Source organism: Enterobacter sp. ECC-019 (assembly GCF_043974075.1).
GTDB lineage: Bacteria > Pseudomonadota > Gammaproteobacteria > Enterobacterales > Enterobacteriaceae > Enterobacter > Enterobacter asburiae_D.
Genome location: NZ_CP143759.1, coordinates 4,204,913 through 4,230,892 on the forward strand (window position 1 = coordinate 4,204,913; position 25,980 = coordinate 4,230,892).

At 57.7% G+C, this 25,980-nt stretch carries 19 protein-coding genes; 4 read left to right on the forward strand and 15 right to left on the reverse strand.

All coding sequences use genetic code 11. The features are described from left to right. Positions 1-24: 24 nt before the first annotated feature. The 11 genes from V1566_RS19860 to V1566_RS19910 all read right to left on the reverse strand — a co-directional run bounded on the left by V1566_RS19860 (position 25) and on the right by V1566_RS19910 (position 18,291). Positions 25-1,569, reverse strand: a complete 1,545-nt coding sequence (locus V1566_RS19860) for a peptide MFS transporter (protein ID WP_032659418.1) — start codon at positions 1,567-1,569, stop codon at positions 25-27. 301 nt (positions 1,570-1,870) lie between these two features. After that, on the reverse strand, positions 1,871-3,346 hold the full coding sequence (der, locus tag V1566_RS19865; protein WP_045399786.1) for a ribosome biogenesis GTPase Der: 1,476 nt from the start codon (positions 3,344-3,346) through the stop codon (positions 1,871-1,873). Between the two features lie 112 nt (positions 3,347-3,458). Next, the gene (gene bamB / locus V1566_RS19870; protein WP_032659420.1) at positions 3,459-4,637 is read right to left on the reverse strand and encodes an outer membrane protein assembly factor BamB; all 1,179 of its coding nucleotides are present in this window, start codon (positions 4,635-4,637) and stop codon (positions 3,459-3,461) included. A gap of 10 nt (positions 4,638-4,647) precedes the next feature. Then, entirely contained in the window at positions 4,648-5,268 is a 621-nt protein-coding gene (locus V1566_RS19875) for a YfgM family protein (RefSeq protein WP_219323401.1), read from the reverse strand. A gap of 13 nt (positions 5,269-5,281) precedes the next feature. Further along, positions 5,282-6,556 (reverse strand): histidine--tRNA ligase, encoded by a 1,275-nt coding sequence (hisS, locus tag V1566_RS19880; RefSeq protein WP_182383879.1) that lies wholly within the window; start codon positions 6,554-6,556, stop codon positions 5,282-5,284. A gap of 80 nt (positions 6,557-6,636) precedes the next feature. After that, positions 6,637-7,755, reverse strand: a complete 1,119-nt coding sequence (ispG, locus tag V1566_RS19885) for a flavodoxin-dependent (E)-4-hydroxy-3-methylbut-2-enyl-diphosphate synthase (RefSeq protein WP_023308814.1) — start codon at positions 7,753-7,755, stop codon at positions 6,637-6,639. 26 nt (positions 7,756-7,781) lie between these two features. Continuing rightward, the gene (gene rodZ / locus V1566_RS19890) at positions 7,782-8,795 is read right to left on the reverse strand and encodes a cytoskeleton protein RodZ (RefSeq protein WP_395304421.1); all 1,014 of its coding nucleotides are present in this window, start codon (positions 8,793-8,795) and stop codon (positions 7,782-7,784) included. A 293-nt stretch (positions 8,796-9,088) separates the two neighbouring features. Beyond that, complete coding sequence (locus V1566_RS19895) at positions 9,089-10,255, reverse strand: bifunctional tRNA (adenosine(37)-C2)-methyltransferase TrmG/ribosomal RNA large subunit methyltransferase RlmN (protein WP_014171168.1); 1,167 nt, start codon at positions 10,253-10,255, stop codon at positions 9,089-9,091. Positions 10,256-10,424: 169 nt separating this feature from the next. Beyond that, complete coding sequence (gene ndk / locus V1566_RS19900) at positions 10,425-10,856, reverse strand: nucleoside-diphosphate kinase (RefSeq protein WP_003860625.1); 432 nt, start codon at positions 10,854-10,856, stop codon at positions 10,425-10,427. A 156-nt stretch (positions 10,857-11,012) separates the two neighbouring features. Beyond that, entirely contained in the window at positions 11,013-13,337 is a 2,325-nt protein-coding gene (gene pbpC, locus V1566_RS19905; protein ID WP_395304422.1) for a peptidoglycan glycosyltransferase PbpC, read from the reverse strand. 1 nt (position 13,338) lies between these two features. Then, on the reverse strand, positions 13,339-18,291 hold the full coding sequence (locus V1566_RS19910) for an alpha-2-macroglobulin family protein (protein WP_395304423.1): 4,953 nt from the start codon (positions 18,289-18,291) through the stop codon (positions 13,339-13,341). A gap of 286 nt (positions 18,292-18,577) precedes the next feature. Between V1566_RS19910 and V1566_RS19915 the strand changes: the two genes are divergently transcribed. The 4 genes from V1566_RS19915 to V1566_RS19930 all read left to right on the forward strand — a co-directional run bounded on the left by V1566_RS19915 (position 18,578) and on the right by V1566_RS19930 (position 23,211). Next, positions 18,578-20,122: a PTS transporter subunit EIIC gene (locus V1566_RS19915; RefSeq protein WP_395304424.1), complete on the forward strand. Its 1,545-nt coding sequence runs from the start codon at positions 18,578-18,580 to the stop codon at positions 20,120-20,122. 12 nt (positions 20,123-20,134) lie between these two features. After that, positions 20,135-21,502: a 6-phospho-alpha-glucosidase gene (locus tag V1566_RS19920; protein ID WP_395304425.1), complete on the forward strand. Its 1,368-nt coding sequence runs from the start codon at positions 20,135-20,137 to the stop codon at positions 21,500-21,502. A gap of 90 nt (positions 21,503-21,592) precedes the next feature. After that, on the forward strand, positions 21,593-22,441 hold the full coding sequence (sseA, locus tag V1566_RS19925) for a 3-mercaptopyruvate sulfurtransferase (RefSeq protein WP_395304426.1): 849 nt from the start codon (positions 21,593-21,595) through the stop codon (positions 22,439-22,441). Next, the gene (locus tag V1566_RS19930; protein WP_047652683.1) at positions 22,441-23,211 is read left to right on the forward strand and encodes a MurR/RpiR family transcriptional regulator; all 771 of its coding nucleotides are present in this window, start codon (positions 22,441-22,443) and stop codon (positions 23,209-23,211) included. Before sseA ends, V1566_RS19930 begins: the two co-directional genes overlap by 1 nt. A gap of 17 nt (positions 23,212-23,228) precedes the next feature. Here V1566_RS19930 and sseB read toward each other — a convergent pair whose 3' ends face one another. The 4 genes from sseB to fdx form a co-directional block, all read right to left on the reverse strand. Then, a complete protein-coding gene (gene sseB / locus V1566_RS19935; RefSeq protein ID WP_221551023.1) occupies positions 23,229-24,005 on the reverse strand; it encodes an enhanced serine sensitivity protein SseB in 777 nt (258 codons plus the stop codon). Between the two features lie 96 nt (positions 24,006-24,101). Next, on the reverse strand, positions 24,102-25,388 hold the full coding sequence (pepB, locus tag V1566_RS19940) for an aminopeptidase PepB (RefSeq protein ID WP_395304427.1): 1,287 nt from the start codon (positions 25,386-25,388) through the stop codon (positions 24,102-24,104). A gap of 53 nt (positions 25,389-25,441) precedes the next feature. Then, positions 25,442-25,642, reverse strand: coding sequence for a Fe-S cluster assembly protein IscX (iscX, locus tag V1566_RS19945; RefSeq protein ID WP_003860650.1), 201 nt, complete (start codon positions 25,640-25,642; stop codon positions 25,442-25,444). Between the two features lies 1 nt (position 25,643). Further along, entirely contained in the window at positions 25,644-25,979 is a 336-nt protein-coding gene (gene fdx, locus V1566_RS19950) for an ISC system 2Fe-2S type ferredoxin (protein WP_395304428.1), read from the reverse strand. Position 25,980: the final 1 nt, after the last annotated feature.

The following is a 25,980-nucleotide window of genomic DNA, read 5'->3' on the forward strand; positions in this document are numbered from 1 at the left end:
ACGCCGCCCCGGCAAGATCGAGGTTTATGAGGCGTTAGCTGCCGGTTTAGTCTGCGCATTTTCCAGCATGCGGCGCACCGGAACAATGAGAACAATCAGTACCGCGGCACAAATCAGCAGCGCGACGGAGCAGCGAGCAAAGAGATCCGGCAGCATATCCAGCTGGTCGGCCTTCACGTGACCGCCAATCAGGCCCGCCGCCAGGTTACCCAGCGCGCTGGCGCAGAACCACAGCCCCATCATCTGGCCGCGCATTCTTTCCGGCGCAAGCAGCGTCATGGTCGCCAGGCCAATCGGACTCAGGCACAGTTCGCCGAGCGTCAGCATCAGGATGCTGCCCACCAGCCAGAACGGCGACACGCCCGCCCCACCGCTGCTCAGCACGTTCTGAGCCGCCAGCATCATCAGGCCAAAGCCCGCCGCCGCGCACAGAATACCAATAACAAACTTGGTGATGCTGCTCGGACGAATGTTTTTGCTCGCGAGCTTCGGCCATGCCCAGCTAAACACCGGTGCCAGCAGGATGATGAACAGGGCGTTGATCGACTGGAACCACACCGCCGGGATTTCAAAATCACCAATCATGCGGTTAGTGTAGTCGTTGGCAAACAGGTTGAACGAGGTTGGCTTTTGCTCGAACGCGGACCAGAAGAACGCCGCGGAGATCAGCAGAATAAAGCAGACCAGCAGCCTGGCGCGCTCTTTACGGTTCAGCCCCGCAAAAACAAACAGATAAATGAAGTAGAGGGCAACGGACGCCGCAATCACGTACACCAGCACGCTGGCTACCGCGACCGGGTTAATCACAATCACGCCCTGCGCAATCAGCGTCACGATCGTTGCCACACCTGCCGCCAGCGCCAGCAGCCAAACGCCCACGCCGTTGCGCTTCACCACCGGGCTGTTCCAGGTGGAGTCGAGGCCGACTTCGCCGTCATAGCGTTTCATCGCCGGAACGGCAAACACGCGGAAGATAATCAGCGCAACCAGCATCCCGATGCCGCCAATACCAAAGCCCCAGTGCCAGCCGTGGGTTTTGATCAGCCAGCCGGAAATCAACGGCGCGATGAACGAGCCCATGTTGATACCCATATAGAACAGCGAGAAACCGCCGTCACGACGCGCGTCGCCTTTTTTATACAGGGTGCCGACCATCACCGAGATACAGGTCTTAAACAGCCCAGAGCCAAGCACGATGAACATCAGGCCGATAAAGAACAGGTTGTTTCCCATCACCGCTGAGAGCGCGATCGACAGGTGCCCGAGCGCAATCAGGATTGAACCGTACCAGACGGCTCTCTGCTGGCCGAGCCAGTTATCCGCCAGCCAGCCGCCCGGTAGCGCGGCCAGGTACATGGTACCGGCAAAGATACCGACAATCGCCGAGGCGTTTTCACGCGCCAGGCCCATCCCGCCGTCATAGACGGTGGCGGCCATAAACAGGATCAGTAACGGACGAATGCCGTAAAACGAGAAGCGCTCCCACATCTCGGTGAAGAACAGGGAACCTAGCGGATACGGATGGCCGAAGAACGTTCGGCTCTCTTTTTGATTAACAGTGGATTGCATAATTCTCCCGAAAGGTATGTCGTCGTGCTTGTAAACACCAGCAGGTACGCCGGCCAGTTACGTATCTGGCCGATTTTTTACATGCGGCGAAAAGTTAGTTAACCATTTGATAACCAGGCGCTAGTTTTGTCTAGTACCGGCACCTGGACTTTAAGATGAAAATTCGACGATTGTCTACTTTCTTAGATTTAAACTTGGTTAAAAGTGAATAGTGATTGACATCACACAGAGAAAACTGGCGGTATGATTTGGGCAAAAAAAAGCCCGCGATAAACGCGGGCCTTCGTGAAGCAGGCAAAGCTTATTTGCTTTTCTTAATGTGCTTAATCAAACGCTTACGCTTACGCATCTGGTTTGGCGTCAGGGTATTACGCTTGTTAGCAAACGGGTTTTCCCCTTCCTTAAACTGGATACGGATAGGCGTGCCCATTACGTCCAGCGATTTACGGAAGTAGTTCATCAGATAGCGCTTGTAGGAATCCGGCAGGTCTTTCACCTGGTTGCCGTGAATTACTACGATTGGCGGGTTATAACCACCGGCGTGGGCATATTTCAGCTTCACGCGACGGCCGCGCACCAGCGGCGGCTGATGGTCTTCTGCAGCCATATTCATGATGCGCGTCAGCATCGCGGTGCTCTGACGACGGGTGGAGCTGTCATACGCTTCACGTACGGATTCGAACAGGTTACCCACGCCGCTGCCGTGCAGCGCAGAGATAAAGTGCACGCGGGCAAAGTCGATAAAGCCCAGACGGAAGTCGAGGGTCTCTTTCACCTGCTCGCGCACTTCATTGCTCAGGCCATCCCATTTGTTGACCACGATAACCAGTGAGCGCCCACTATTGAGGATAAAGCCGAGCAGAGAGAGGTCCTGATCGGAGATACCTTCACGCGCGTCGATGACCAGCAGCACGACGTTGGCATCTTCGATCGCCTGCAGGGTTTTGATAACGGAGAATTTTTCCACCACATCGGTGATTTTCCCGCGCTTACGCACCCCGGCGGTGTCGATGAGAACATACTCGCGCTCATCGCGCTGCATAGGAATGTAGATACTGTCACGGGTGGTGCCCGGCATGTCGTAAACGACCACGCGCTCTTCACCCAGAATACGGTTAGTAAGCGTAGACTTACCTACGTTTGGACGGCCCACGATTGCCAGCTTGATCGGCAGATCCTGCGGGTTGAAGTCGTCTTCAGGCTCTTCTTCTTCGCCCTCTTCTCCGTCTTCAAACTGCGCCCAGTATTCAGCGTCTTCGTCCACCTCTTCCGGCGGGTTCACTTCGTCAACCCACGGCAGAAGCACGGTTTCCAGAAGGCTGGTCACGCCGCGGCCATGCGATGCCGCAATCGGATAGATTTCACCCAGGCCCAGAGACCAGAAATCCGCGACGGCCTGATCGGCATCAATACCGTCAGTTTTGTTCGCCACCAGGAAGGTCGGCTTTTCGCGTGAACGCAGGTGTTTGGCAATAGCGGAGTCCGCCGGCATCAGGCCAGCGCGCGCATCCACCATAAACAGCACCACATCCGCTTCTTCAATCGCCAGCAGCGACTGTTCCGCCATGCGGGTTTCAACGCCGTCTTCTGTGCCGTCAATACCACCGGTATCAATACAGATGAACTCGCGTCCTTCCACCTCTGCACGACCGTACTTACGGTCACGCGTCAGCCCCGGGAAATCCGCAACCAGCGCATCACGGGTGCGTGTTAAACGGTTAAAAAGAGTGGATTTTCCAACGTTAGGGCGCCCGACAAGCGCGACCACAGGTACCATGTTTGAAGCCTCATAAAATTCAAAATAACGTCGCTTTCGCGGCGTTTTTAAAAATGTCAAAACGGCTCCTGAGTGAACAGGAGCCGTTTAGTATACTACAACCGCCGGGTAATTAACGCGTGATCGCGTACAGCGTGCCGTCTTTTGCCTGAATCAGCAGTTTGCCGTCGGCCACAACCGGATCGGTCAGGAAACCAGAGCTGTCGACTTTCTGCTGTGCAACAAAGCGGCCGTTATCCGGATCGATCCAGTGCATATACCCTTCGCTGTCGCCCACAACCAGGCTACCGTTGTACAGCGCAGGCGCGGTCAGCAGACGGTGCAGCAGGTCGCTTTGCGTCCACAGCGTCACGCCGCCTTCGGTGCTCAGCGCCAGCAGACGGTCGTTCTGATCGACCATATAGATGCGGTTACCCTCAACGATGAAATCGTTCACAGAGCCCAGCTCACGTTTCCACATGATCTGGCCGCTGCGCAGATCCATCGCGGTCAGGTTGCCGTTATAGGCCAGCGCGTAAACCACACCGTTAACGATGACCGGCGTTGTGTCTACGTCGCTCAGACGGTCAATTTCCGTTGAACCAGTGGCCTGAGAGATACGCTGCTGCCAGATCATCTGGCCCTGCTGCATCAGCACTGCGCTCACGCGACCGTTGTCACCGCCCACAATGGCAGCACCAAATGCGGTAGCAGGCGCGGATTCGCCGCGCAGGGAGAGCGCTGGCATATCCAGGTTAACGGTCCATTTCACCAGACCGTCCGCTTCGTTCAGCGCCTGCAGTTGGCCGTTGCTGGTATGAATCAGCACCAGGCCGTCGCTCACCACCGGACGAGACAGGGATTCACCCGCCACGGTTGTTTGCCAGGCAATGGAGCCGTCGCTGCTGTTCAGCGCATAAACCTGCGCTTTTTCGCTGCCCACGTAGACATGACCACCCGCAACGGTCAGACCGCCAGACAGGAGTGCAGGTTTACGAGAGAACCAGCCGTCTTTTTCCGCCAGGTTGACGGACCAGACTTCTTTCCCGTCATCGGCGTTCACCGCTTTCACGGTACCTTTGCGGTCAGCAGCATAGACAACGCTGTCTGCATACGCCGGATGAAGGTTGGAATAGAAATCACCAATCCCATTGCCCACGGAGACATCCCACGCGGTGGATGGGGTAAACTGGTTTTCAACCGTCGGCAGTGGGGACATTTTCACAACGTCTTCTTCGCCACTGAACAGTGAACAACCACTCAATAACGTAACAGAAAGCAGTCCTGGCAGAAGTAATTTACGCAATTGCATCGGGTCCCTCTCAGACGGACAAATTATTTATTTTCATCTGCATCATTTCGCTCAGCGCAGGTGAAGCATTGCTCTCTACGCCAGCTTGCCACGCTTTACGCGCGCCCGCTTTGTCACCTTTGCTCAGCAGTGCTTCACCGCGCAGATCGGCAACGATGGCAGCAAAACCTTCGCCTTTGATGGTATCGAGCGTTTTCAGTGCATCGTCAACTTTCTTCTGCTGAACCTGAATACGTGCCAGGCGCAGATTGATCACCGCTTTCAGGTTCTCATCGCTGGCCGCAGCAAGGCTCTGAGAAAGCTGAGCGGCGGCTTTATCCAGTTCGTTCTTATCAACGTACTGCTGAGCCACTTCCAGCGCAGCCAGTGCACCGTAGGTGTTTTTGTTGTCAGCCGCAAATTTTTCTGCCGCAGCCAGCGTTTGCGGCTGATCGGCACGAATTGCGCTAACGGTAGTTTCATAAGACAGTGACGCGCCGCGCGCGGAATCCGCCTGATGACTGTTCCAGTAACGCCAGCCCACCAGCGCACCGACACCTAAAATAACCCCGACAACCAGCGCTTTGCCGTTTTCAACAAAGAAGCGTTTAATCGCGTCGACCTGATCGTGTTCGTTCTCGTAAATTTCCACGCAGTCCTTCTCCTTAGCCCAATAGAGTGCGCAAGTGCGCCGCAACGCCGTCCTGCGTTACCGTTGTCTGCTCACCAGAGCGCAGGTCCTTCACCACCACTTCGCCGTTAGCCACTTCGGACTCGCCCAGCACCAGTGCAATACTTGCGCCCCACTTATCGGCACGAGCAAACTGTTTTTTGAAGTTGCCGCCGCCATGGTTGGTCATCAGCTTAACGCCCGGCAGCGCATCGCGCACGCGTTCGGCAAGCTGCATCGCCGCAGACTGCGTTTCCGCGCCTGAGGCCACCAGGTATATATCGACAACGGAATCTGCTTTAAATTCCGGATTAACTGCCTGAACCAGCAAAACAAGTCGCTCAAGGCCCATCGCGAAGCCAACAGCAGGCGCTGCGCGACCGCCAAGCTGCTCAACCAGACCGTCATAACGGCCGCCCGCACAAACGGTGCCCTGAGAGCCGAGGCTGGAGGTCACCCACTCAAACACGGTACGGTTGTAGTAGTCCAGACCGCGCACCAGGCGCTGGTTCACGGTATAGGCGATGCCTGCCGCTTCCAGCAGCTTGCACAGGCCCGCGAAGTGTTCGCGAGATTCTTCATCCAGGTAGTCACCCAGCGCAGGCGCATCGTTCAGCAGTGCCTGAACATCCGCGTTTTTGGAATCCAGAACGCGCAGCGGGTTGCTATACATGCGGCGTTTGCAGTCTTCGTCCAGCTTCTCTTTATGCTGTTCCAGGAACGCAACCAGCGCATCGCGGTAGTTAGCGCGAGCTTCCAGAGAACCAATAGAATTCAGCTCAAGGGAAACGTGATCGGCGATACCGAGGGCGCGCCACCAGCGGGCGGTCAGCATAATCAGTTCAGCGTCGATGTCCGGGCCCTGCAGGCCAAAGACTTCCACACCCAGCTGATTGAACTGACGATAACGACCTTTCTGAGGACGTTCGTGGCGGAACATCGGGCCGATATACCACAGGCGCTGCTCCTGATTGTACAGAAGACCATGTTCGATGCCGGCGCGTACGCAGCCCGCCGTACCTTCCGGACGCAGGGTAAGGCTGTCGCCGTTGCGGTCCTCAAAGGTATACATCTCTTTTTCAACCACGTCGGTGACTTCACCAATCGCGCGTTTGAATAACGGGGTCTGCTCTACAATCGGCAAACGGATTTCGCTGTAACCGTAGCTGCCGAGCACCTGCTTCAGTGTGCCTTCAATGCGCTGCCAGATGGCGGTTTCGCCAGGCAGATAATCGTTCATGCCGCGGATGGCTTGAATGTTTTTTGCCACGTTTATTCTCTTTCTATATACAAAAAAAACCCAAAGAATGGGTTCAATCATACATGGGAAGCAGCACGCTTCCCATCACGTTATTTTTCAACCTGCTGAACGCTGATACGCTGTGTTTCGTCCATCATGGCGGCTTTGGCGCGGATGCGGGCTTCAAGCTGGTCGATCATGTCGCTATTATCCAGACGATCTTTACGAACGCCATCTTCATAGAGACCACTTTTCTTGTTACCGCCGGTTACGCCCAGGGTTGACACCAGTGCTTCACCCGGACCATTTACCACGCAGCCGATGATGGAGACGTCCATCGGGGTGATAATGTCTTCCAGACGTTGCTCCAGGGCATTCACCGTCCCGATCACATCAAACTCCTGACGTGAACAGGTTGGGCAGGCAATGAAGTTGATCCCACGCGCGCGAATACGCAGTGATTTCAGGATATCGAAACCAACCTTGATCTCTTCCACCGGATCGGCCGCCAGCGAGACGCGCAGGGTGTCACCGATCCCTTCAGAGAGCAGCAGCCCCAAACCGATCGCGGATTTTACAGAGCCGCTGCGAAGGCCGCCCGCTTCGGTGATCCCGAGGTGCAGAGGCTGGTCGATCTGCTTTGCCAGCAGGCGATAAGATTCAACCGCGAGAAATACGTCGGACGCTTTTACGCTGACTTTGAACTGATCGAAGTTAAGACGATCGAGATGATCGACATGGCGCATCGCGGATTCGAGCAGCGCCTGAGGTGTCGGCTCGCCGTATTTTTCCTGCAGGTCTTTTTCCAGAGAACCGGCGTTAACACCGATACGGATAGGAATATTTTTATCGCGGGCGCAGTCCACTACCATGCGGATACGCTCTTCGTTACCGATGTTGCCCGGGTTAATACGCAGGCAATCGACGCCGTATTCGGCCACTTTCAGTGCGATGCGGTAGTCGAAGTGGATATCAGCCACCAGCGGAACGCTGACCTGCTGTTTGATCAGCTTGAACGCCTCAGCGGCATCCATGGTTGGGACGGAGACGCGAACAATGTCCGCGCCTACACGCTCTAATGCTTTGATTTGATTGACCGTCGCTTCCACATCGGTGGTGCGCGTGTTGGTCATCGACTGAACGGCGATAGGTGCCCCATCGCCGATTGGCACATTCCCAACGTAAATCCGTTTCGATTTTCTACGTTGAATCGGAGCCTGGTTATGCATGAAAAATCTCCCGCGTTGCCCGTCTGTTACTGTGCTGCTGATTGTTCGGCATTAACGGTAAGACGTGCAACCTGGTTAGTTCTGATAAAGCGGCTCAGGTCGACAGGTTTTCCTTGATACTGGATCTGTACCGCTGCCGGAGCGCCGATTTTAAGTTTATAGGGAGCCTGACCCGTTAGGTTTAACGTGCCATCTTTACGCTGCAGGCCGCTGAACAGTTTTTTACCTGTCGCGTCAGTCACTTCCAGCCAGCAGTCGGCGCTGAAGTTCATCACCAGCGCGTTGGGATCGGCTGCTGTGGCCGTACCCGCCGGGCTGGTTGGCAGAGTCGCTGCGCTATTGTCTGCAGGCTGAGTAGCCGCAGGCGCGTTCGCCGCAGTATCAACATTCGCCTGAGAAGGGGCAACAACCGCGTTTTGATCCTGAGCCTGCGGCGCAGCGGTGTTAGCCGTTACTGCCGGGGCCTGTGCTGCACCGGTCGCCGACGCGTCTGGCGCTGCGGTCTGTGGCTCGCTGGAGGAAGCTGCACCGTCGGTATTCAGCGGCACGTTCTGGCCATTCTCATTTCCGGCCTGGTTGAGTTCAGCGGAGGATTGATCGGCCATGGTGGTGATCTCTTCCTGCTGCGCCTTGTGGTTTTGCCACCACCATGCACCGGTCAGACCGACGACCACAAACAGCACCAGCCAGGTGAAGCTCATCAGCCAGCCATCACGTTTTTTACGACGTTTCCCCAGGGAGAAGGTCTGCATCGGCGCAACTTTTGCTGCACGGACCGGGGCCTGCTTCTCCATCATTGGCAGTAATTCGTTTTCGGGGATATGCACCAGTTTTGCGTAAGAGCGGATATAACCGCGCAAGAACGTTGAAGCCAGATCGGCGGGAGCCTTATCTTCTTCAATATCGCGAACCGTGGAAACCTTCAGGCACAAGCGTTCCGCAACGGCTTGCTGGCTGAGTCCGAGTTGTTCACGGGCGTTGCGAAGACGAACGCCAGTGGAGAGTGCTTCATGTTGGTCGTGAGTGGCTTCAGTATTCATTCGCTACAACTACTGGTACGTGAAAAATAAGGGTTCAGGTGCCGGTGAGTCACAATGCCACCCGCACCGCGAAACTTCTGGTCAGTTAACCTTGAACAGAGAGTATAAGACTGTCAGCCCGGAGATGACAGTACAGCCCTGCCCGTACGGCTAAACTGTTGTTACGTCGTTACATACTGCCCGAAAGTCGAATGAAACGCACCGTAATTATTGATCAGTCATCACGAATCTGACTGATTATTCAGTAAGGTTATGCTTCACGGCGCAGATAATGCGCCGCGAGTGCATAATAATCAAACAGCTTTAACCGCGATCGTCTCGCCCTGCATGCGTTTACGCAGAGTACGTTTGGTACGGTCAATAACATCCCCTGCCAGCTGTCCGCATGCTGCATCAATGTCATCACCACGGGTTTTACGCACGATGGTGGTGAAACCATACTCCATCAGCACCTTAGAGAAACGGTCGATACGGCTGTTCGAGCTACGGCCATACGGCGCGCCCGGGAACGGGTTCCATGGGATCAGGTTGATTTTGCATGGCGTATCTTTCAGCAGTTCAGCCAGCTGATGCGCATGTTCGGTACCGTCGTTGACGTGGTCAAGCATCACGTACTCGATGGTCACGCGGCCCTGGTTGGCGTTGGATTTCTCCAGATAGCGGCGTACCGCAGCGAGGAAGGTTTCGATATTGTACTTTTTGTTGATCGGCACAATTTCGTCACGAATTTCGTCGTTTGGTGCATGCAGGGAGATCGCCAGCGCAACGTCAATCATGTCGCCAAGCTTGTCCAGCGCAGGCACGACGCCTGAGGTAGACAGCGTGACGCGACGCTTGGACAGGCCAAAACCGAAGTCATCCAGCATGATTTCCATCGCCGGAACCACGTTGGTCAGGTTCAGCAGCGGCTCACCCATCCCCATCATCACCACGTTGGTGATAGGACGCGTACCGGTTACTTTTGCCGCACCCACGATTTTCGCGGCACGCCAGACCTGGCCGATAATTTCTGACACGCGCAGGTTACGGTTAAAGCCTTGCTGTGCGGTTGAGCAGAATTTGCACTCCAGCGCACAGCCTACCTGAGAGGAGACGCACAGCGTGGCGCGGTCTTCTTCCGGGATGTAGACGGTTTCAACGCGCTGATCGCCGACCGCAATCGCCCATTTGATGGTGCCATCCGCAGAGCGCTGCTCTTCCACCACTTCCGGTGCGCGGATTTCAGCCACTTCCTTGAGCTTGTTGCGCAGGACCTTGTTGATGTCAGTCATGTCATCAAAATTATCGCTGCAGTAATGGTACATCCACTTCATGACCTGATCGGCACGAAACGGCTTTTCGCCCATCTCTTTAAAGAACTCGCGCATCTGCTGACGGTTCAGATCCAGCAGGTTGATTTTTCCATTTTTATTGGGAACCGCAGGAATGGCGACTTCGGAGGTATTCACTAGTTCAGACATAATATTTTCCGGCCTCGTTGTTACACGTTATGGCCCGTGGAGGGTTGAATAGAAACGCCCCGGAAAGCAGTCTGCTCGTCCGGGGCGTTGCATTGTACAAAGTCTGGCGCAGGGATGCCACGTCTGGACGCGGCATTTACGAAAATAATGTGTAAACGAAACCGTTAAATTAACGGGTACGTGGACACACTTCGCCTTCTGCGAAGAAGAAGGCGATTTCGCGTGCAGCAGATTCAACAGAGTCAGAACCGTGGGTGCCGTTCTCGGTGAAGCTGTCCGCATAGTCAGCGCGCAGAGTACCTGCCAGCGCGTTGTCCGGGTTGGTTGCGCCCAGCAGATCGCGGTGACGCTGAACTGCGTTTTCGCCTTCCAGCACGGATACCACGATTGGACCGGAGGTCATGAACTCAACCAGGCCGTCAAAGAATGGGCGACCTTCGTGCTCAGCATAGAAGCCGCGAGCCTGCTCAACGGTCAGGTGCAGCATTTTGGTGCCAACAATTTTGAACCCTGCAGATTCAAAGCGAGCGAAGATGCTGCCAATAACGTTTTTTGCCACCGCGTTTGGTTTGATGATGGAAAAAGTACGTTCAATAGCCATGATAACCTCTGTCAATGTTCTGTTGTTTTGCATACCTGAGTATGGTGTGGCGCGGATTATAATGAGCAATAGCGCCATTGCCTATGGATTCAGGTAACATTTTTTTAAAATAAGACGAGTTTTAGCAACAGCTCACATCCGAAAGCTGTTTTCAGATCACTGCAGCGTAAAATTCACCGTCGCGACCTGCCCGGTCTCATCCATAACGAGTAACTGATAATCGCCCGATTTATCAAGCTGTAATGTGTAAACCCTTCCCTTCACACTCAGCGGTTCACCGTTCAAAAACCACCAGCGCTCACCGCTGTTGCCGGTCGCCTGAAGCGGCAGCGAAACGTGGGATTCACCCGGGAGACGTTTGATAACGGCCCCTTCGCGCACGCCGGTCAGGATGAGTGGCGCAGGTGCGTCCTGCGACAGCGGAGGACAGGTTGTAGATGAAGGCGGGACCCGTACCGCGCGACGCTCGGTTGCAGGTAGCCACGGCTCCAGCGGCAGCGGCCAGACATCCAGGATTTTTTCCGTTGCATCAGGGCAATCTGCTGCCACACGTTTACCCGTTTTATCCAGCCAGACCGGGAAACGAATGCCGCGTATGCCTTCCTGTTCGGGCAATAGCAGCGTGGGCGGCTCACTCCCTTCCAGCAGCCAGGTCGACAGGCGACGCCGACAGTTTTCACTCCCTTCAGGCAGCGACTGGCCACCCGGCCAGCAGATCACGCCCCGCCCGACGCTCTCCGGACGCGGGTCGCGAGGCAGGCGGGCTTCGTCTACCGTTGAGCGCGACTGAAGCAGGTTATTGACCTGGTTTAATAGTGGAACCGCGCTGGCGAAACCAAACTGCCCCGCCACCGGCGTGCCGTCCGGTCGTCCGGTCCAGATGCCAATCACGTAGCGGGCATTCAGACCGATGGCCCAGGCATCACGGTAGCCGTAGCTGGTGCCGGTTTTCCACGCCAGCGGCGCGATTTGCGGCAGCGCATTATCCGGCAGCGGCTGCGCCTCGTTCGCCAGAATACGGCGAATAATCCACGCTGAGCCTTGCGATACCAGTGGACGTTCAATCAGCGGATCGCCCGGCTGTAACCGCAGCCTTCCCGCCTTACCCTGTCGGGCAAAGGCGCTGTAGGCAGCGGCGATATCGGCCAGCCGCGCACCAGCCCCGCCGAGGATCAGGGAGAGATTCGGCTGCGCCCCCGCGGGCAGGATCAGCGGCAAGCCCGCGTTACTCAGCATCCCGGCAAACCGTTTTGGCCCGTAGGCTTCCAGTACCTGTACCGCGGGCAGGTTGAGGGAGCGCACCAGCGCTTCACTCATACTGACCGGTCCGTGGAACCCACTGTCAAAATTCCCTGGGCGATAATCACCGGTTTTTCTGGGAACGTCCTGAAGCAGCGAGCCGGGATGGATCAGGCCATCATCCAGCGCCATACCGTAGATAAAGGGCTTTAACACCGATCCCGGGGATCGGATCGCATTGACCATATCCACGTGGCTGAAACGACTTTCATCGTTAATATCCACCGATCCGACCCATCCGCGCACTTTCATATCGGTGTGATCCACGACGATCATCGCCAGCGAGCTGCGTGCCGGCAGGCGAGATTTCCAGTTCATCGCCAGCTCTTCCAGCTGCCGCTGTAGCCCGGCATCCAGCGTGGTGACTATTTTGGTGTCGCGGCTTTTGCCGAGCATCATGCGCGCAAAGAGCGGTGCCAGCTGCGGCATCTGTCGGGGCGCCAGCCATACCGATTCTTCCCGCGATTCCTTGACCTGCTTTGCGGACCAGACGCCCTGCGTGACCATGCGGTCGAGCACTTTATTGCGTGCCGCTTCGGCCCGTTCAGGCCAGCGGTCCGGACGTAAGCGGCTGGGTGCCTGCGGCAGTACCGCCAGCAGCGCCGCTTCGGAATAGCTGAGCTGCGACGGCGGTTTGCCGAGATAGGTCCAGCTTGCAGCTCCGACGCCCTGCAGCGTGCCGCCAAAGGGGGCACGGTTGAGATAGAGCGTCAGGATGTCGCGCTTAGAGAGGTGCCACTCCAGCTGCATCGCCCGCCAGAGCTGACGAACTTTGCCGCCAAAGGTGCGCGGATGCGGGTCCAGCAGGCGTGCCACCTGCATGGTCAGCGTGCTGCCGCCAGAGATGACTTTGCCGGAACTGAGATCCTGCCAGGCGGCGCGCAGGACAGAGAGCGGGTTTACGCCAGGATGGTCCCAGAACCAGCGATCTTCGTACTGGATCAGCGCCTCAAGATAACGGGGAGAGACCTCTTCAATCGTAACCGGGTAGCGCCAGATCCCGTCGCTGTCCGCAAAGCGCCAGAGCGGCGTGCCCTTCTCATCCACCACCACCCGGGCGGGGTTAACCTCTTTCAGAGGCAACGGCCACAGACGGTCGGCGACGACAATCAACCCCCATAAAATGAGAAGCGCTCCCGCCAGCCATAGCCAGCGGGAGCGTGTCAGACGTGCCATTTGCATATTATGGAACAACAATCAGCGGGCCGCTGGCCGCCCCCGTTGCCCGCCACTGCGGAACGTACATAGACTCCACCATCGGCACCGGCACCTGGTAGGTTCCCGGCGTCACGGCACGGGCCAGATAAACCAGCGTGACCGGCTGACCTTCATTTACCGGCACGGCAGCCACAAAGCGGTCGTCGCGGAACTCCATGTGCTGAATATCCGCCTGCTGCATCTGGCTGAGCAGGTTCTGTACCTCACTGCCGCTGTCCTGCAGGCTGGCGCTGCTGCTCGCCAGGTTCTGGTTTTCCAGCTCCAGACCCGCAGGGAGGAGATCCACCACCAGCGCATCCGGCACGTTCTGGCTGGCTTTAACGTCCAGCCACACCAGCACCAGTTCGCCGCTCTTCAGGGAAGAGAGCGATTTACTGCTGCCGTCGGTTGCCAGGATATGACGTTCAATCTGCAACACGTTCGAGCTCGGCTGAGGGGCATATTCCGGATAGCCGGTGCTGTCCAGGCGCACCCACAGCGGTGTCGTTCCGGTATTGGTGACCTGCAGCGCGCCGAGCTGGTCGCCGCTCACGTTTTGTACCAGTGACTTATCGCCGCCTGATGCGGTCTCAGACAGAGACGTTTTCGCCTGCCACGTACCGGACAAGGTTTGCAGCGAACGTCCCGCCAGGAACAGCGCATTGCTCTCCTGCGTTGACAGCCAGCGCTGGCTGAAGGCCTCTTCAGACAGAGCATTCAGCAGCCTATTCTGCGCATCCGGCAGCAGCTTGTACTCCTCCAGAAGGGAGAGCATCAGCGCGTTATCGCGAAGCGTGCTGCCGTAATCGGCCATCCAGGTTTTGCTGTCGTTACGCGGCGTTTTGAGCGCCAGATCCAGCGCCTGCTGGCTGCGAGGCGCATCGCCCATCAGTTTGAGCGCCATGCCCAACTGCATCAGCGGCAGCCCGGAAGCCGCCTGCCCGTGACGATCCCAGATTTCACGCAGCGCGCCCAGCGGTGCTTTTTGCTGACGCGCCAGCACCAGCGCGGCATAGGCCTGCACGGCAAACTTGCTGGCCTGAGTATCGTCGCTATAGCGAATGGACATCATGCCCGGATCCTGCAGATAGCGCAGCAGGCGGTTATTGGCGTTAATCACTGCATCGGCAGGTACGCTGTAACCCTGCTCGCCCGCGCGCACCAGGAAGTCGGTCACGTAGGCCGTTAGCCAGTACTCTTCCGGACCGTTTTTATCCCACAGCGCAAAACCACCGTCTTCGCGCTGCATCTGCAGCAGACGGGAGATACCAATATCAATCGCTGCACGGCGTTTATCGTCTGTGTCACCTTTAATGCCAAGCGCCGACAGCTGCGCCGCATTGGTGTAAAGCGACGGGAACAGGCCACTGGTGGTCTGCTCCAGACAGCCATATGGATACGCCTGCAGTTCGCGAATATAGCGCGCCAGGTTGAGCGGTGGTTTACCGCTCAGCAGCAGTTGCCCCTGCAGGGTGGCAGGAGAGAAACCGTTGCTGTGCTGCGCCGATGCGGTCCAGGACTCGCCGGGGTTCAGCATGGCACCGGTATTCACCGTCTGCGCCGGGAACGCCGGACGCACGCCGATTTTCCAGCTCTTCTGCTGCGGTGCGAAAGTCTCGCCCGGAAGCTGCAGACCGGTCACCTGCGCGGTCACCTCACCGTCACCATAACCTTCCAGCGCACGCACCGGAATAAACAGGGTGCTGCGCGCGCCAGGAGACAGCTGAACCGGCTGCGGCTGCCCGCCTTCCAGCGACAGTTTGCCTGTTGCGGTCAGGGCAACGTTCAGCGTTTGCGGCTTGTCGGTCAGGTTGGTGAGATCCAGCGTCAACCGAGAAGTGTCTCCGCTTGCCAGGAAGCGCGGCGTATTAAGCTCGGTAATGACCGGTGCGGCCACCACAACCTTGCTTTCACTGCTGCCGAAATCGTCTTCCGTCCAGGCCTGCGCCATTAGACGCAGCTCGCCGTTGAAATCACCAATCGGTAACGTAATCGTGCCTTCTCCGTTGGCATCCAGCGTCACCGGCTGTGCCTGCTGGGCAATAATGGTGACGTGGTTTACCGGCGGTTTGCCGCCGCGCTTCAGCTCATCACCGTCACCACCAAAGCGCAGCGCGGCCAGGCGGCCCTGCCCTTCAATGACCTGGCCGTAGATATCGTAGATATCCGCGCCGTAGCGCTTCTGTCCGAAGAAAGCCTGCCACGGATCGGGCGTAACGTAATCGGTAATGTTCAGCACGCCGCTATCCACTGCCGAGACCAGCACGTTCACTTTCTGCGGCACGGCCCCCTCTTTCACGCTGGCTTTAACCTTCACCGAGAGCGTCTGGTTTGGACGCATCTTCTGCGGGTTATCGAGCGCAATATTCAGGCGGCGATTTTCGTCGCCCATCGGCAGATGCAGCAGGCCGACCGCGCGCTTCGGCGTGGCGGACTTGGATTTATCTCCAGGACGAACCACCAGCGTACTCAGGTAGAGATCGTGACGTTTCCAGGCTTTGTCGACCGGGATAGCGAGATCAAGCCCGTTTGCCGGTACGTCGATCTCTTTCCACCACAGCGGCCCTTCGCTGGACTCGATCATCGCATAGCCCTTACCTGCTGCCGGCGCTGCAATGTGCAGGTTGATGGTATCGCCAGGCTGATAGGCTGGCTTATCCAGTTTCAGCGTCACGCGGTCAGGGCGCGCAGCCCCGGTGCCGTCGCTGTTATCCTGCCAGCTATACCCCGCCCAGAAGCGCACGCTGCTGACCATCTCATCAGGCGCTTTAACCTCCAGACGGTATGAACCCCACTCCACCGGGAAGGTGACTTTACCCGTCTCGTCGGCCTTGAGGGTCAGCTCCTGCTCGCCTTCGACCAGGTCTTTCTGATCGAACTGAGACTGCCAGCCTTCGCTCTCAGACCAGTTCCAGAAGTAGTCACGGCGCTCGCGGATCAGGCGAACCTGTAAACCGGACACCGCTTTTTTCGCGCCGCTGGCATCAGCGTAAACGATATCGAAGCTGGCGTTGCCGTTCTCGTCAACAATCGGCTGGTTGACGGTGGTATCGGTGCGGTAGTCGTAAACGGCTTTACTGGAGAACTGAGGGCGAATACCCGGCAGCTCAGCCGCCGGCCAGATGGCCTGCTCAGCACGACGTGTCACAGGACGGCCGCCGGACTCCAGCAGGCTGGCCTGCAGGATCAACTGCAGCGGAGAGTGCACCTCTTTCCACTGGCTTTCGGTAGAAACCTGTCCACGCCCCTGCTCATCAAGCGTAAGCTGAACTTCATCCAGACTGCGGCTCAGGTTCTCCTCGGCGATATCGCCAAACTGGAAGCCCGGCAGCGCAGCCACCGCGTCACGCAGCGGACGCAGGAAAAGCTGGCCCTGCAGAGAATTACCGTTGGCCGGGGCGCCATACAGGTAATAACCCACCACGTTAAAGTCCACGTTATCCTGCGGTGAAACCGGCGTTTTTTGTCCACTCAGGTTGAGCGCCATACGCTCTGGCATGAAGTCTTCGACGTGGAAGTCCCACAGGCGCTGCAGGTTATCGCCCGTGTTGGCGCGGATATGCCACATACCGGTCTGCGCCCCGCTGTCCAGCGGATAGTTAAAGCGATAGAGTCCGTTCTCTGGCTTGACGACAATCGTACGCGCAACCTGTCCATCCGGACGCAGTACGTCAAGCTTCACAGGCTGATCGGGAAGCGGTTTTCCGTCGCTGTCGCGCAGCAGACCGTTAAGGATCACCGTTTCGCCCGGGCGATAAAGATCGCGTGGGCCAAACATAAAGAATTGCTTGCTGTAGCCAGGGCTCCCCGCGATGTCGAACTCCGCCAGGTCGAGCGCAGGCAGCTTGAGGTCAAGCAGCGTGGTCTGGCCGTCTTTGCTGGCCAGGATCAGCGCGGCTTCTTTGTCGGTTTCAAGCTTCGCATGACCGTCGGCATCGCTGTTCGCCTCGGCAAGCGTCTGGCCTTTGTCATTCAGCAGCGTAACGGTCACGCCGGACTGCGCCGCACCGTTTTCCAGGCTCTGGGTGAAGATGTCCAGGCGGTTGTGATAACGGTGAGCGGACAGCCCAATATCGCTTAAGGTAAAGAGCGTCGCGGCGTTACTGTAGTTGTAGTGCCCTGCCTGGTTCATGACCGCGATATAAACGCCAGGCTGCTGGAGCGGTTTAATATCCTTCAGGGGCAACAGCAATTTTTCGCGCGTATTGCGCGCTGGATTAAGATCGAAGCGACCGGTGTAAACCAGCTCCGCCATCTTCAGCAGGTTATCGGACTCCCAGTTGGTCAGCGAGTTGCGGTACTCCCACTGGCTGACAAGGGAGGCTAGCGATTCAGGCTTCACGCGGTAAAAGTTGACATCAACATTGTTGACGTTGAGTGCCATCACCGGCAGACCTTCCACCACTTTGCCCGGCAGCAGCGAGCCGCGGCTGGCAAAACCAACGGTGGGTTCAATATCCCGGGTGGTCAGGGCTTTTTCATAATCAATGCCAAACGTCGACTTGTTCAGCGCCTGCAGGCCACGTTCAACGGTGACGACCAGGTTGCGATTGGGCTCCAGATGGCGCAGGCGAAGCTCTTTCAGGTTAGGTGCAAGTTCCCACGCCCCGTCAATCTTGCCGCTTTTCTTATCCACGACATGCACTGTTTTCGCGAAATCCTGATCGGGATTCAGCGGAACAGAAAAGGTCAGCACCAGCGTGGCGGCACCGTCGAGCTGGACTTCTGAGGTATCCAGCAGCGTCAGCGCTTTTCCCTGACTTTGGGCGGCCAGCTTAGCCAGCGTTTCAGCATTGGGCTTTTCCGCGGCTTTCGGTGTTGATGCGGTGGATGCCGCGGGAGCCGCAGCCTGAGATTTGTCGTCGCTGTTATCACAGCCGACAAGCGTAAACGTGGTAAGCAGCGCAAGAGAGAGCGCGGCTAAGCGAAACGGTTTCATCCTTTGTCCCTGGCCCATGGAGCCTGTTGGTCGTCGTCCGGATAAGTATTATCCGCAAGTTTCATTAATTCAAAAAGTCCAATTTTAGAATCTGGAAAGCGCCTCGCAGAATGGCATCACGCCGCTACGCCGTGATGGAACCGCGATCACAGCACATAACGTCACATGTTACCTTTCAAGTCATTTGTTTTTAAAACAAGAAGATAGCTGGATAAGCACGCCTGAAGACTGCTAGTTTTATGACCATGACGCACCCCGAGTGCGCGGTTCAAAAAGAGAGAAAGCCATGAAACGAGCCGTGAACGCCCTACAAAATTTCGGAAAATCATTGTACGGACCGGTACTTATCTTACCGATCGTCGGTCTGTTTATCGCCTTTGGTAACGTGCTGGGTAACGGTAATCTCGCTGAATACCTGCCGTTTCTGGGCCACCCTCTGATTCAGCATACTGGTCAGCTTATCGCGAAATCTGCCGTGTCGGTGCTGGTGAACCTGGCGCTGGTGTTTGCCGTCGGGATCCCGATTGGTCTGGCGACGCGTGATAAAGGCTATGCCGCGCTGATTGGTCTGGTGACCTTTGTTGTGTTCATCAACGCCATGAACGTCACGCTGCAGCTGCAGGGCGCGCTGGCGCCAGCAGCCCAGATGAAAGCGGCCGGACAGACCATGGTGCTGGGCGTGCAGGTGCTGGAGATGGGGGTCTTTGCCGGGATCCTCACCGGGGCGCTCTCCGGCTATCTGTACAACAAATACTCCGGCGTACAGTTTAACGGCGCGATGGCGATTTACTCCGGCCACTGTTTTGTCGCCATCGTCATGCTCCCTGTCTCCATGCTGCTCGGCGTGGTGATGAGTGAATTGTGGCCGTTTGCCCAGCACGGCATTAGCGCCCTGGCGCTGGCCATCAAAGGCTCCGGGCCGTTTGGCGTGGCAATCTACGGTTTCCTGGAACGCATTCTGGTCCCCACCGGCCTGCACCATCTGGTTTATACGCCGTTCCTCTATACCGAGCTGGGCGGCACGCAGGAGGTATGCGGCGCAACCTATCAGGGCGCGCGCAATATCTACTTCGCCGAGATGGCCTGCCCGGACGTGAAGCAGCTCAGCAGCACCGTGGTGTGGGACGCGCGCGGCATCAGCAAGATGTTCGGCCTGCCTGCCGCCGCGCTGGCGATGTATATGACCGCCAGGCCGGAGCGTAAAGCCGTTGCGCAAGCCATTCTGATCCCGGCGGCGCTGACCTCGCTGCTGGTCGGCGTGACCGAGCCGATTGAGTTCTCCTTCCTGTTCGTCGCCCCGCTGCTGTTCGTGGTGCACGCGGTGCTGACCGGCATCGGCATGATGCTGTTCTCGCTGCTGGGCGTTCACGCCATCGGTGCCAACGGGATTATCGACTTCATCCTCTACAACCTGCCGCTCGGCACGGAGAAGTCCAACTGGCCGATGTACATCGTGGTCGGGCTGATCATGTTTGCTCTCTACTTCGTGGTGTTCCGCTTCCTGATCCTGCGCTTCAACATGAAAACGCCGGGCCGTGAAGATGAGGACCAGGAGACGCGCCTGTACAGCAAGCAGGAGTACCAGGCCAAAGGCAATAACGACGGGCTGGGCGAGTCCATCGTGGTGGGTCTGGGCGGTCGAGAAAACATTGAAGTGGTGGATAACTGCTACACCCGCTTACGCGTCACGGTGAAGGACGTCGCCATCATCGACGAGCCGCGGCTGAAGGCGACCGGCGCGAAAGGGATTATCAAACAAGGTAACAACGTTCAGGTGGTCTACGGGCTGCACGTCAAAAAAATGCGAGAAGCCGTTGAGACGTTTCTCTGAAAGGAGCTAAAGATGTTTACACCCCCATTCATTCTGTCGATCGCCGGCGGCGGTAGCACCTACACGCCGGGTATTGTGAAAAGCCTGATGGTGCGCCTGCAGGATTTCCCGCTGGCCGAAATCCGCCTTTATGACATCGACGAGGCGCGTCAGAACACCATTGCGCCCGTCGTAGAGAAGGTCATTCGCGACCACAGTCAGAGCATCAAATTTACCGTCACCAGTGACCCGGAAGTGGCCTTCAGCGGCGCGCATTTCGTCTTCGCCCAGATGCGCGTCGGCCAGTACAGGATGCGCGAGCAGGACGAGAAGATCCCGCTGCGTCACGGCGTTGTCGGCCAGGAAACCTGCGGACCCGGCGGTCTGGCCTACGGACTGCGCACGATCCTGCCGATGGTCGAGCTTATCGATCTGGTCGATCGCTACGCCCATGAAAAAGCCTGGATCGTGAACTACTCCAACCCGGCGGCCATCGTCGCGGAGGGCGTGCGCCGCCTGCGGCCAAATGCGCGGGTGCTGAACATTTGCGATATGCCGGTAGCCGCGATGCGCAATATGGGCGCGATTCTGGGCGTCGATCGCCGCAAACTGGAGGTGGACTACTTCGGTCTGAACCACTTCGGCTGGTTTACCCGCGTGCTGGTGGACGGCGAGGACAAGCTGCCCGAGCTGCGCAAGCATATCGCGAAGTTTGGCCTGCTGACAGAAGATGCGGCCAAAACCGACCCACAGCACTCCGATCCTTCGTGGGTCAAAACCTGGCGCAATATTAAGCCAATCATGGACAACTTCCCGGAGTATCTGCCGAACCCGTATCTGCAGTACTACCTGATGCCGAACCAGATTGTGGAGCATCAGAACCCGGACTATACCCGCGCCAATGAAGTAATGGACGGGCGCGAGAAAAAGCTGTTCGCCGCAGCTGAAGAATACAAGCGCACCGGGATCCTGCCGGATGCCTTCCACGTTGGCGTGCACGGCGAGTTTATTGTCGATGTTGCCTGCTCGCTGGCCTTTAACCTGCGGAGCCGCCATCTGGTGATGGTGGAAAACCGCGGGGCGATCGCCAACCTGCCTTACGATGCCGTGGTGGAAGTGCCCGCGTATATCACCTCCGAAGGCCCGGAACCGATCCGCGTCGGTCAGGTGCCGCTGTTCCATCAGACCCTTTTGCAACAGCAGCTCGCCTCTGAACAGCTGCTGGTGGAAGCGACCATCGAGGGCAGCTATGAGAAAGCCCTGCAGGCTTTCACCCTCAACCGAACCGTGCCGACCATGGAGCATGCGAAAGCGATTCTGGATGAGATGATCGAGGCCAACCGCGACTACTGGCCTGCGCTGCAAAAAGCCTGGCAGGACGGCGAAACGGTGAAAAAATAGGGGCTTGCTCGCGAGTTGAACGTGGTTTGCTTGTCGGTGTCAGAAAAAACACCGACAATCCTTTTTTACGGAAAAGAATGGAGGCAACCCATGTCCACCTCATATTTTGTCGCCGCCGACTGGCTGATTGAGCACGGTGACGATCCGGAAGTTCAGATAATTGACGCGCGTATGGCCCCGGCCGGGCAGGAACACCTTCGCGATATGGTCGCGGAATACCGTGCCGGACATCTGCCTGGCGCGGTATTTTTTGATATCGAAGCCCTCTCCGATCACAACTCTCCCCTGCCGCACATGCTGCCGCGCCCGGAAGCATTTTCCGTGGCGATGCGCGAGCTGGGCGTCAGCAAAGACAAACACCTCGTTGTCTATGATGAAGGTAATCTCTTCTCCGCGCCGCGTGCGTGGTGGATGCTGAAAAACTTCGGCGTGGAAAAAGTGTCGATTCTGGCGGGTGGGCTGGCGGGCTGGAAGCGTGACGAGCAGCCCCTTCAACAGGGCGACGTGACGCTGCCGGAAGGCGAATTCGATGCCACGTTCGACGCGCACGTGGTGAAACGCCTGACCGACGTACTGGTCGTGAGCCATGAAAAAACAGCGCAAATCGTCGATGCCCGTCCTGCTCCGCGCTTCAATGCCGAAGCGGATGAACCGCGTCCGGGGCTGAAGCGCGGACATATTCCGGGCGCGCTGAACGTGCCGTGGGGCGACCTCGTGTTTGAAGGCGAGCTGAAAACCACCGACGAGCTGCGCGCTATTTTTGACCGTGCAGGCGTGGATTTACATCGTCCGATTATTGCCAGCTGCGGCTCCGGCGTCACGGCCTGCGTGGCGATCCTGGCGCTCGCCACGCTCGGCGTAAACGACGTCACGCTTTACGACGGCGCATGGAGCGAATGGGGTGCGCGAGACGATCTGCCTGTCGAACCCGCGAAATAATGGATAACCGCCTGGCCACGCTGTTAACGCGCGGGGCATCGCTGACCCGTGCGGAGTATCGCGTCCTCGCCCACCTCACGGAGCATCCGCTGCTGGTGGGCAACATCACGGTGCGAGAGCTGGCTCAGGCGACATTTGTTTCTACCGCCACCATCATGCGGCTGTGTCAGAAGCTGGGGTTCAGCGGCTTTAGCGAGTTTATCTGGCACTGCAAGCAGCTGCTCTCCGACACGCCGCACATAGCTGCCCAGGGGCAGTCGCTTCCTGAACTCCCGGCGCTGTTTAATCAGTTTATCGCCAACTATCAGCACACCTTCCAGTGGGTCACGCAGGAGAAGCGCCAGCAGTTTGCCGACCTGCTGCGCCAGAAAGAGAGCTTCTTTCTCTACGGCGCCGGGTTTTCCTATCTGTTTGCGGAGTACCTGACCAAGAAGCTGCAGGTGCTGGGCAAAACGGCGTTTATCTCCGGGCCGGGGGACAGCAGGAATATTTTCCTCAGCAACGCCGCCCGCTATCAGGTGTTTATTGCCGTCTCGCGCAGCGGCGAAACGGAACAGGTGCTGGATAAAGCGCGGATTGCCAAAAACGTCGGCATGACGATCGTCGCGTTTACCCGCGCCTCGGCCAATACGCTGGCAGGGATGGCGGACGTGCACTTTGCCCTCTATGACGAAGCGGTGCACTTCGCTGCCGAAGCCGCGGGGGTGACGTCGTTTGAGTCGAATCTGGTGTTGCTGATGGATTTACTGCTGCTGGAAGCAACGGGGTGATATTCACCCCGCCGTAATCAGATGATGCGGTTAGTTTTGAGATCGCGCAGGAAGCCGCCCCAGCGACGCTCGTAGAACGGGGTGATGTGCTCGGTAATAAAGTGGCTGATGCCCTTCTCACCGTTCTTCACCTGGCAGATATCGATCGGCTCATCCCCCGGCAGCGTGTCGGTCGCCACGCTTCCCGCGGCCTGAACGATCTCGTCGAAATCTCCATCGGCTTCAATACCGATCAACAGCACCGGCTGTTCGTCCGCGCGCTCTTTAATGGAGCAGAGAAACGCGCGCCTGACGGGCTTGAGCGTTTTGAACAGCGTGGTCAGGGAATCGATCATCTGCGCGGGCGGCTCCGCCACTTCTGACAGCAGCAGCGTTTCGCCCCCTTCCAGCACCTCCTGGGTGCTGAGCGGGTTGCCCTCTTCGCCAATCAAGTGGCTGATTTCACGCGGCGTGAACTCTTTCCCGGTCGGCAATTTAGCGTTGAGGAACAGCGTCTGCCCCAGCGTCATCTCGAACAGCGTGCGCACCGGCATCACCACGAACGCCTGTTCGTCTTCTACCGCTTCCTGCAGGGCTTCCAGTGAGGTGAAGAACGGGATCACCGACGTGCCGTCGTCTTTCTCCCAGTGCAGCAGATCCAGCGCGCTGTCTTCGACAACCTGCTCACCTTCCGCCGCGGTGCCCGGCACCCAGACGGTGGATTCCAGCAGCGTGCGGAAAAATGCCGGACGGTGGGCGGGCTCGGTCGCCGCCTGCTCCAGCAGAGTTTCTAATTCGTTTTTGGTTTCGGACATAGTTTGGCTACTTCACAATTGCCCGGCGGCGCTTCGCTTGCACGGGCCTACGGGTTTTGTAGGCCGGGTAAGCGCAGCGCCACCCGGCAAAAAAGATTACTCAGCCGTCAGCAGGTTCGCCACGGTACGCACGCCCAGACCGGTCGCGCCCGCGGACCACTGCTCAACCGCCGCTTTACGGTAGGTTGCGGAGCAGTCGATGTGCAGCCAGCCTTCGTGGTAGTTCTCAACGAAGTGGGACAGGAAGCCTGCCGCCGTGCTTGCACCCGCCGGGTACGCCGCGCTCGCGGTGTTGTTCAGCTCGGCAAAGTTGGACGGCAGCTGGCTGCGGTGGAACTCGGCCAGCGGCAGACGCCAGAACGGCTCGTTTTCCGCAGCGGCGCTTGCCAGCAGGCGAGCAGCCAGCTTGTCGTCAAAGCTGAACAGCGCGTGGTAGTCGTTGCCCAGGGCGGTTTTTGCCGCACCGGTCAGGGTTGCCATGTCGATAATCAGCTCTGGCTTCTGCGCAGAGGCGTCGATCAGGCCATCAGCCAGCACCAGGCGGCCTTCGGCGTCGGTGTTCATCACCTCAACGTTTTTGCCGTTGCGGTAGCGAATGATGTCGCCCAGCTTGAAGGCGTTACCGCTGACCATGTTGTCCGCGCAGCACAGGTAGAGCTTCACGCGCTTGTTCAGACCGCGGGTAATCGCAAACGCCAGCGCGCCGGTGATGGTTGCCGCGCCGCCCATGTCGGACTTCATGGAGTCCATGAACGCGCTCTGCTTGAGGCTGTAGCCGCCGGTGTCGAAGGTAATGCCTTTCCCCACCAGGCAGGCAAAAACCGGCGCTGCTTTATCGCCGGTTGGGTTGTAATCCAGCGCCAGCAATACAGGAGGGCGTTCAGAACCACGGCCCACGGTGTGGATACCCATGTAGTTCTGCTCGCGCAGGTCTTCACCTTTGGTGATGCGGTAGGATATTTTGTCCCCCGCCACGCCGCACAGCAGGTCAACCGCGCGCTGCGCCAGCTGCTCCGGCCCCAGATCTTCCGCCGGAGCGTTGATGGTGTCGCGCACCCAGTCGATAATGTTCAGGCGGCTTTCCAGCTCTTTCTGACCGGCTTCATCAAGGTTTGCCCACTCGATTTTGCGGGTGCCTTTCGGGCCTTTGTAGCCTGCCCAGAATGCCCAGCTGCGGTCGGTGTCCCAGCCTTCGCCTTCCAGAGAGACGTGTTTAATCCCCAGGCCGTCAATTTTACGCGCGGCGCGCTGGATCAGGCCCAAATCATCGTTGCCCGTCAGGTGCAAGGTAATGCCGTCGTTATTAATGCTCCAGGTGGCTTTTTCGCCCCAGCGTGCATCGGCTGGCTGCGTAGAGAGCGTAATCTTCATCGCTTCGGTCATTTTATTTATCCTTATTAGCAAACGGGCCGCCAGAAGGCAGCCCGTTAAGTGATTTACTCTGCTTCATCTAACCAGACTAACAGAATCGCCTCCAGAATTTTTTCATTGGATGCGTTTGGATCGTCGTCGAAATCCTCTAAATCGCAGATCCACTGATGCATGTCGGTGAATCGTACGGTCTTTGGATCGAGATCCGGGTTCGCGTCGTAGAGCGCTTCGCCGATTTCACGGCTGTCTGTCCACTTCAGTCCCATATCAATGCTCGCGTGCGTGGTTGATGGTGTAGCGTGGGAATTCCACGACCAGATCTTCATCGGTCACCGCAGCCTGGCAGCTCAGGCGGCTGTCTGGCTCCAGACCCCATGCTTTATCCAGCATGTCGTCTTCGTCTTCGGTGCTATCGGCGAGAGAGTCGAAACCTTCACGCACGATGCAGTGGCAGGTAGTGCAGGCACAGGATTTTTCACAGGCGTGTTCCACTTCGATACCTGCACGCAGGGCAACATCGAGAATGGTTTCACCGGTCTTCGCTTCCAGAACAGCGCCATCCGGACAGAGGTCCGCATGAGGCAAAATTACAATCTTTGGCATA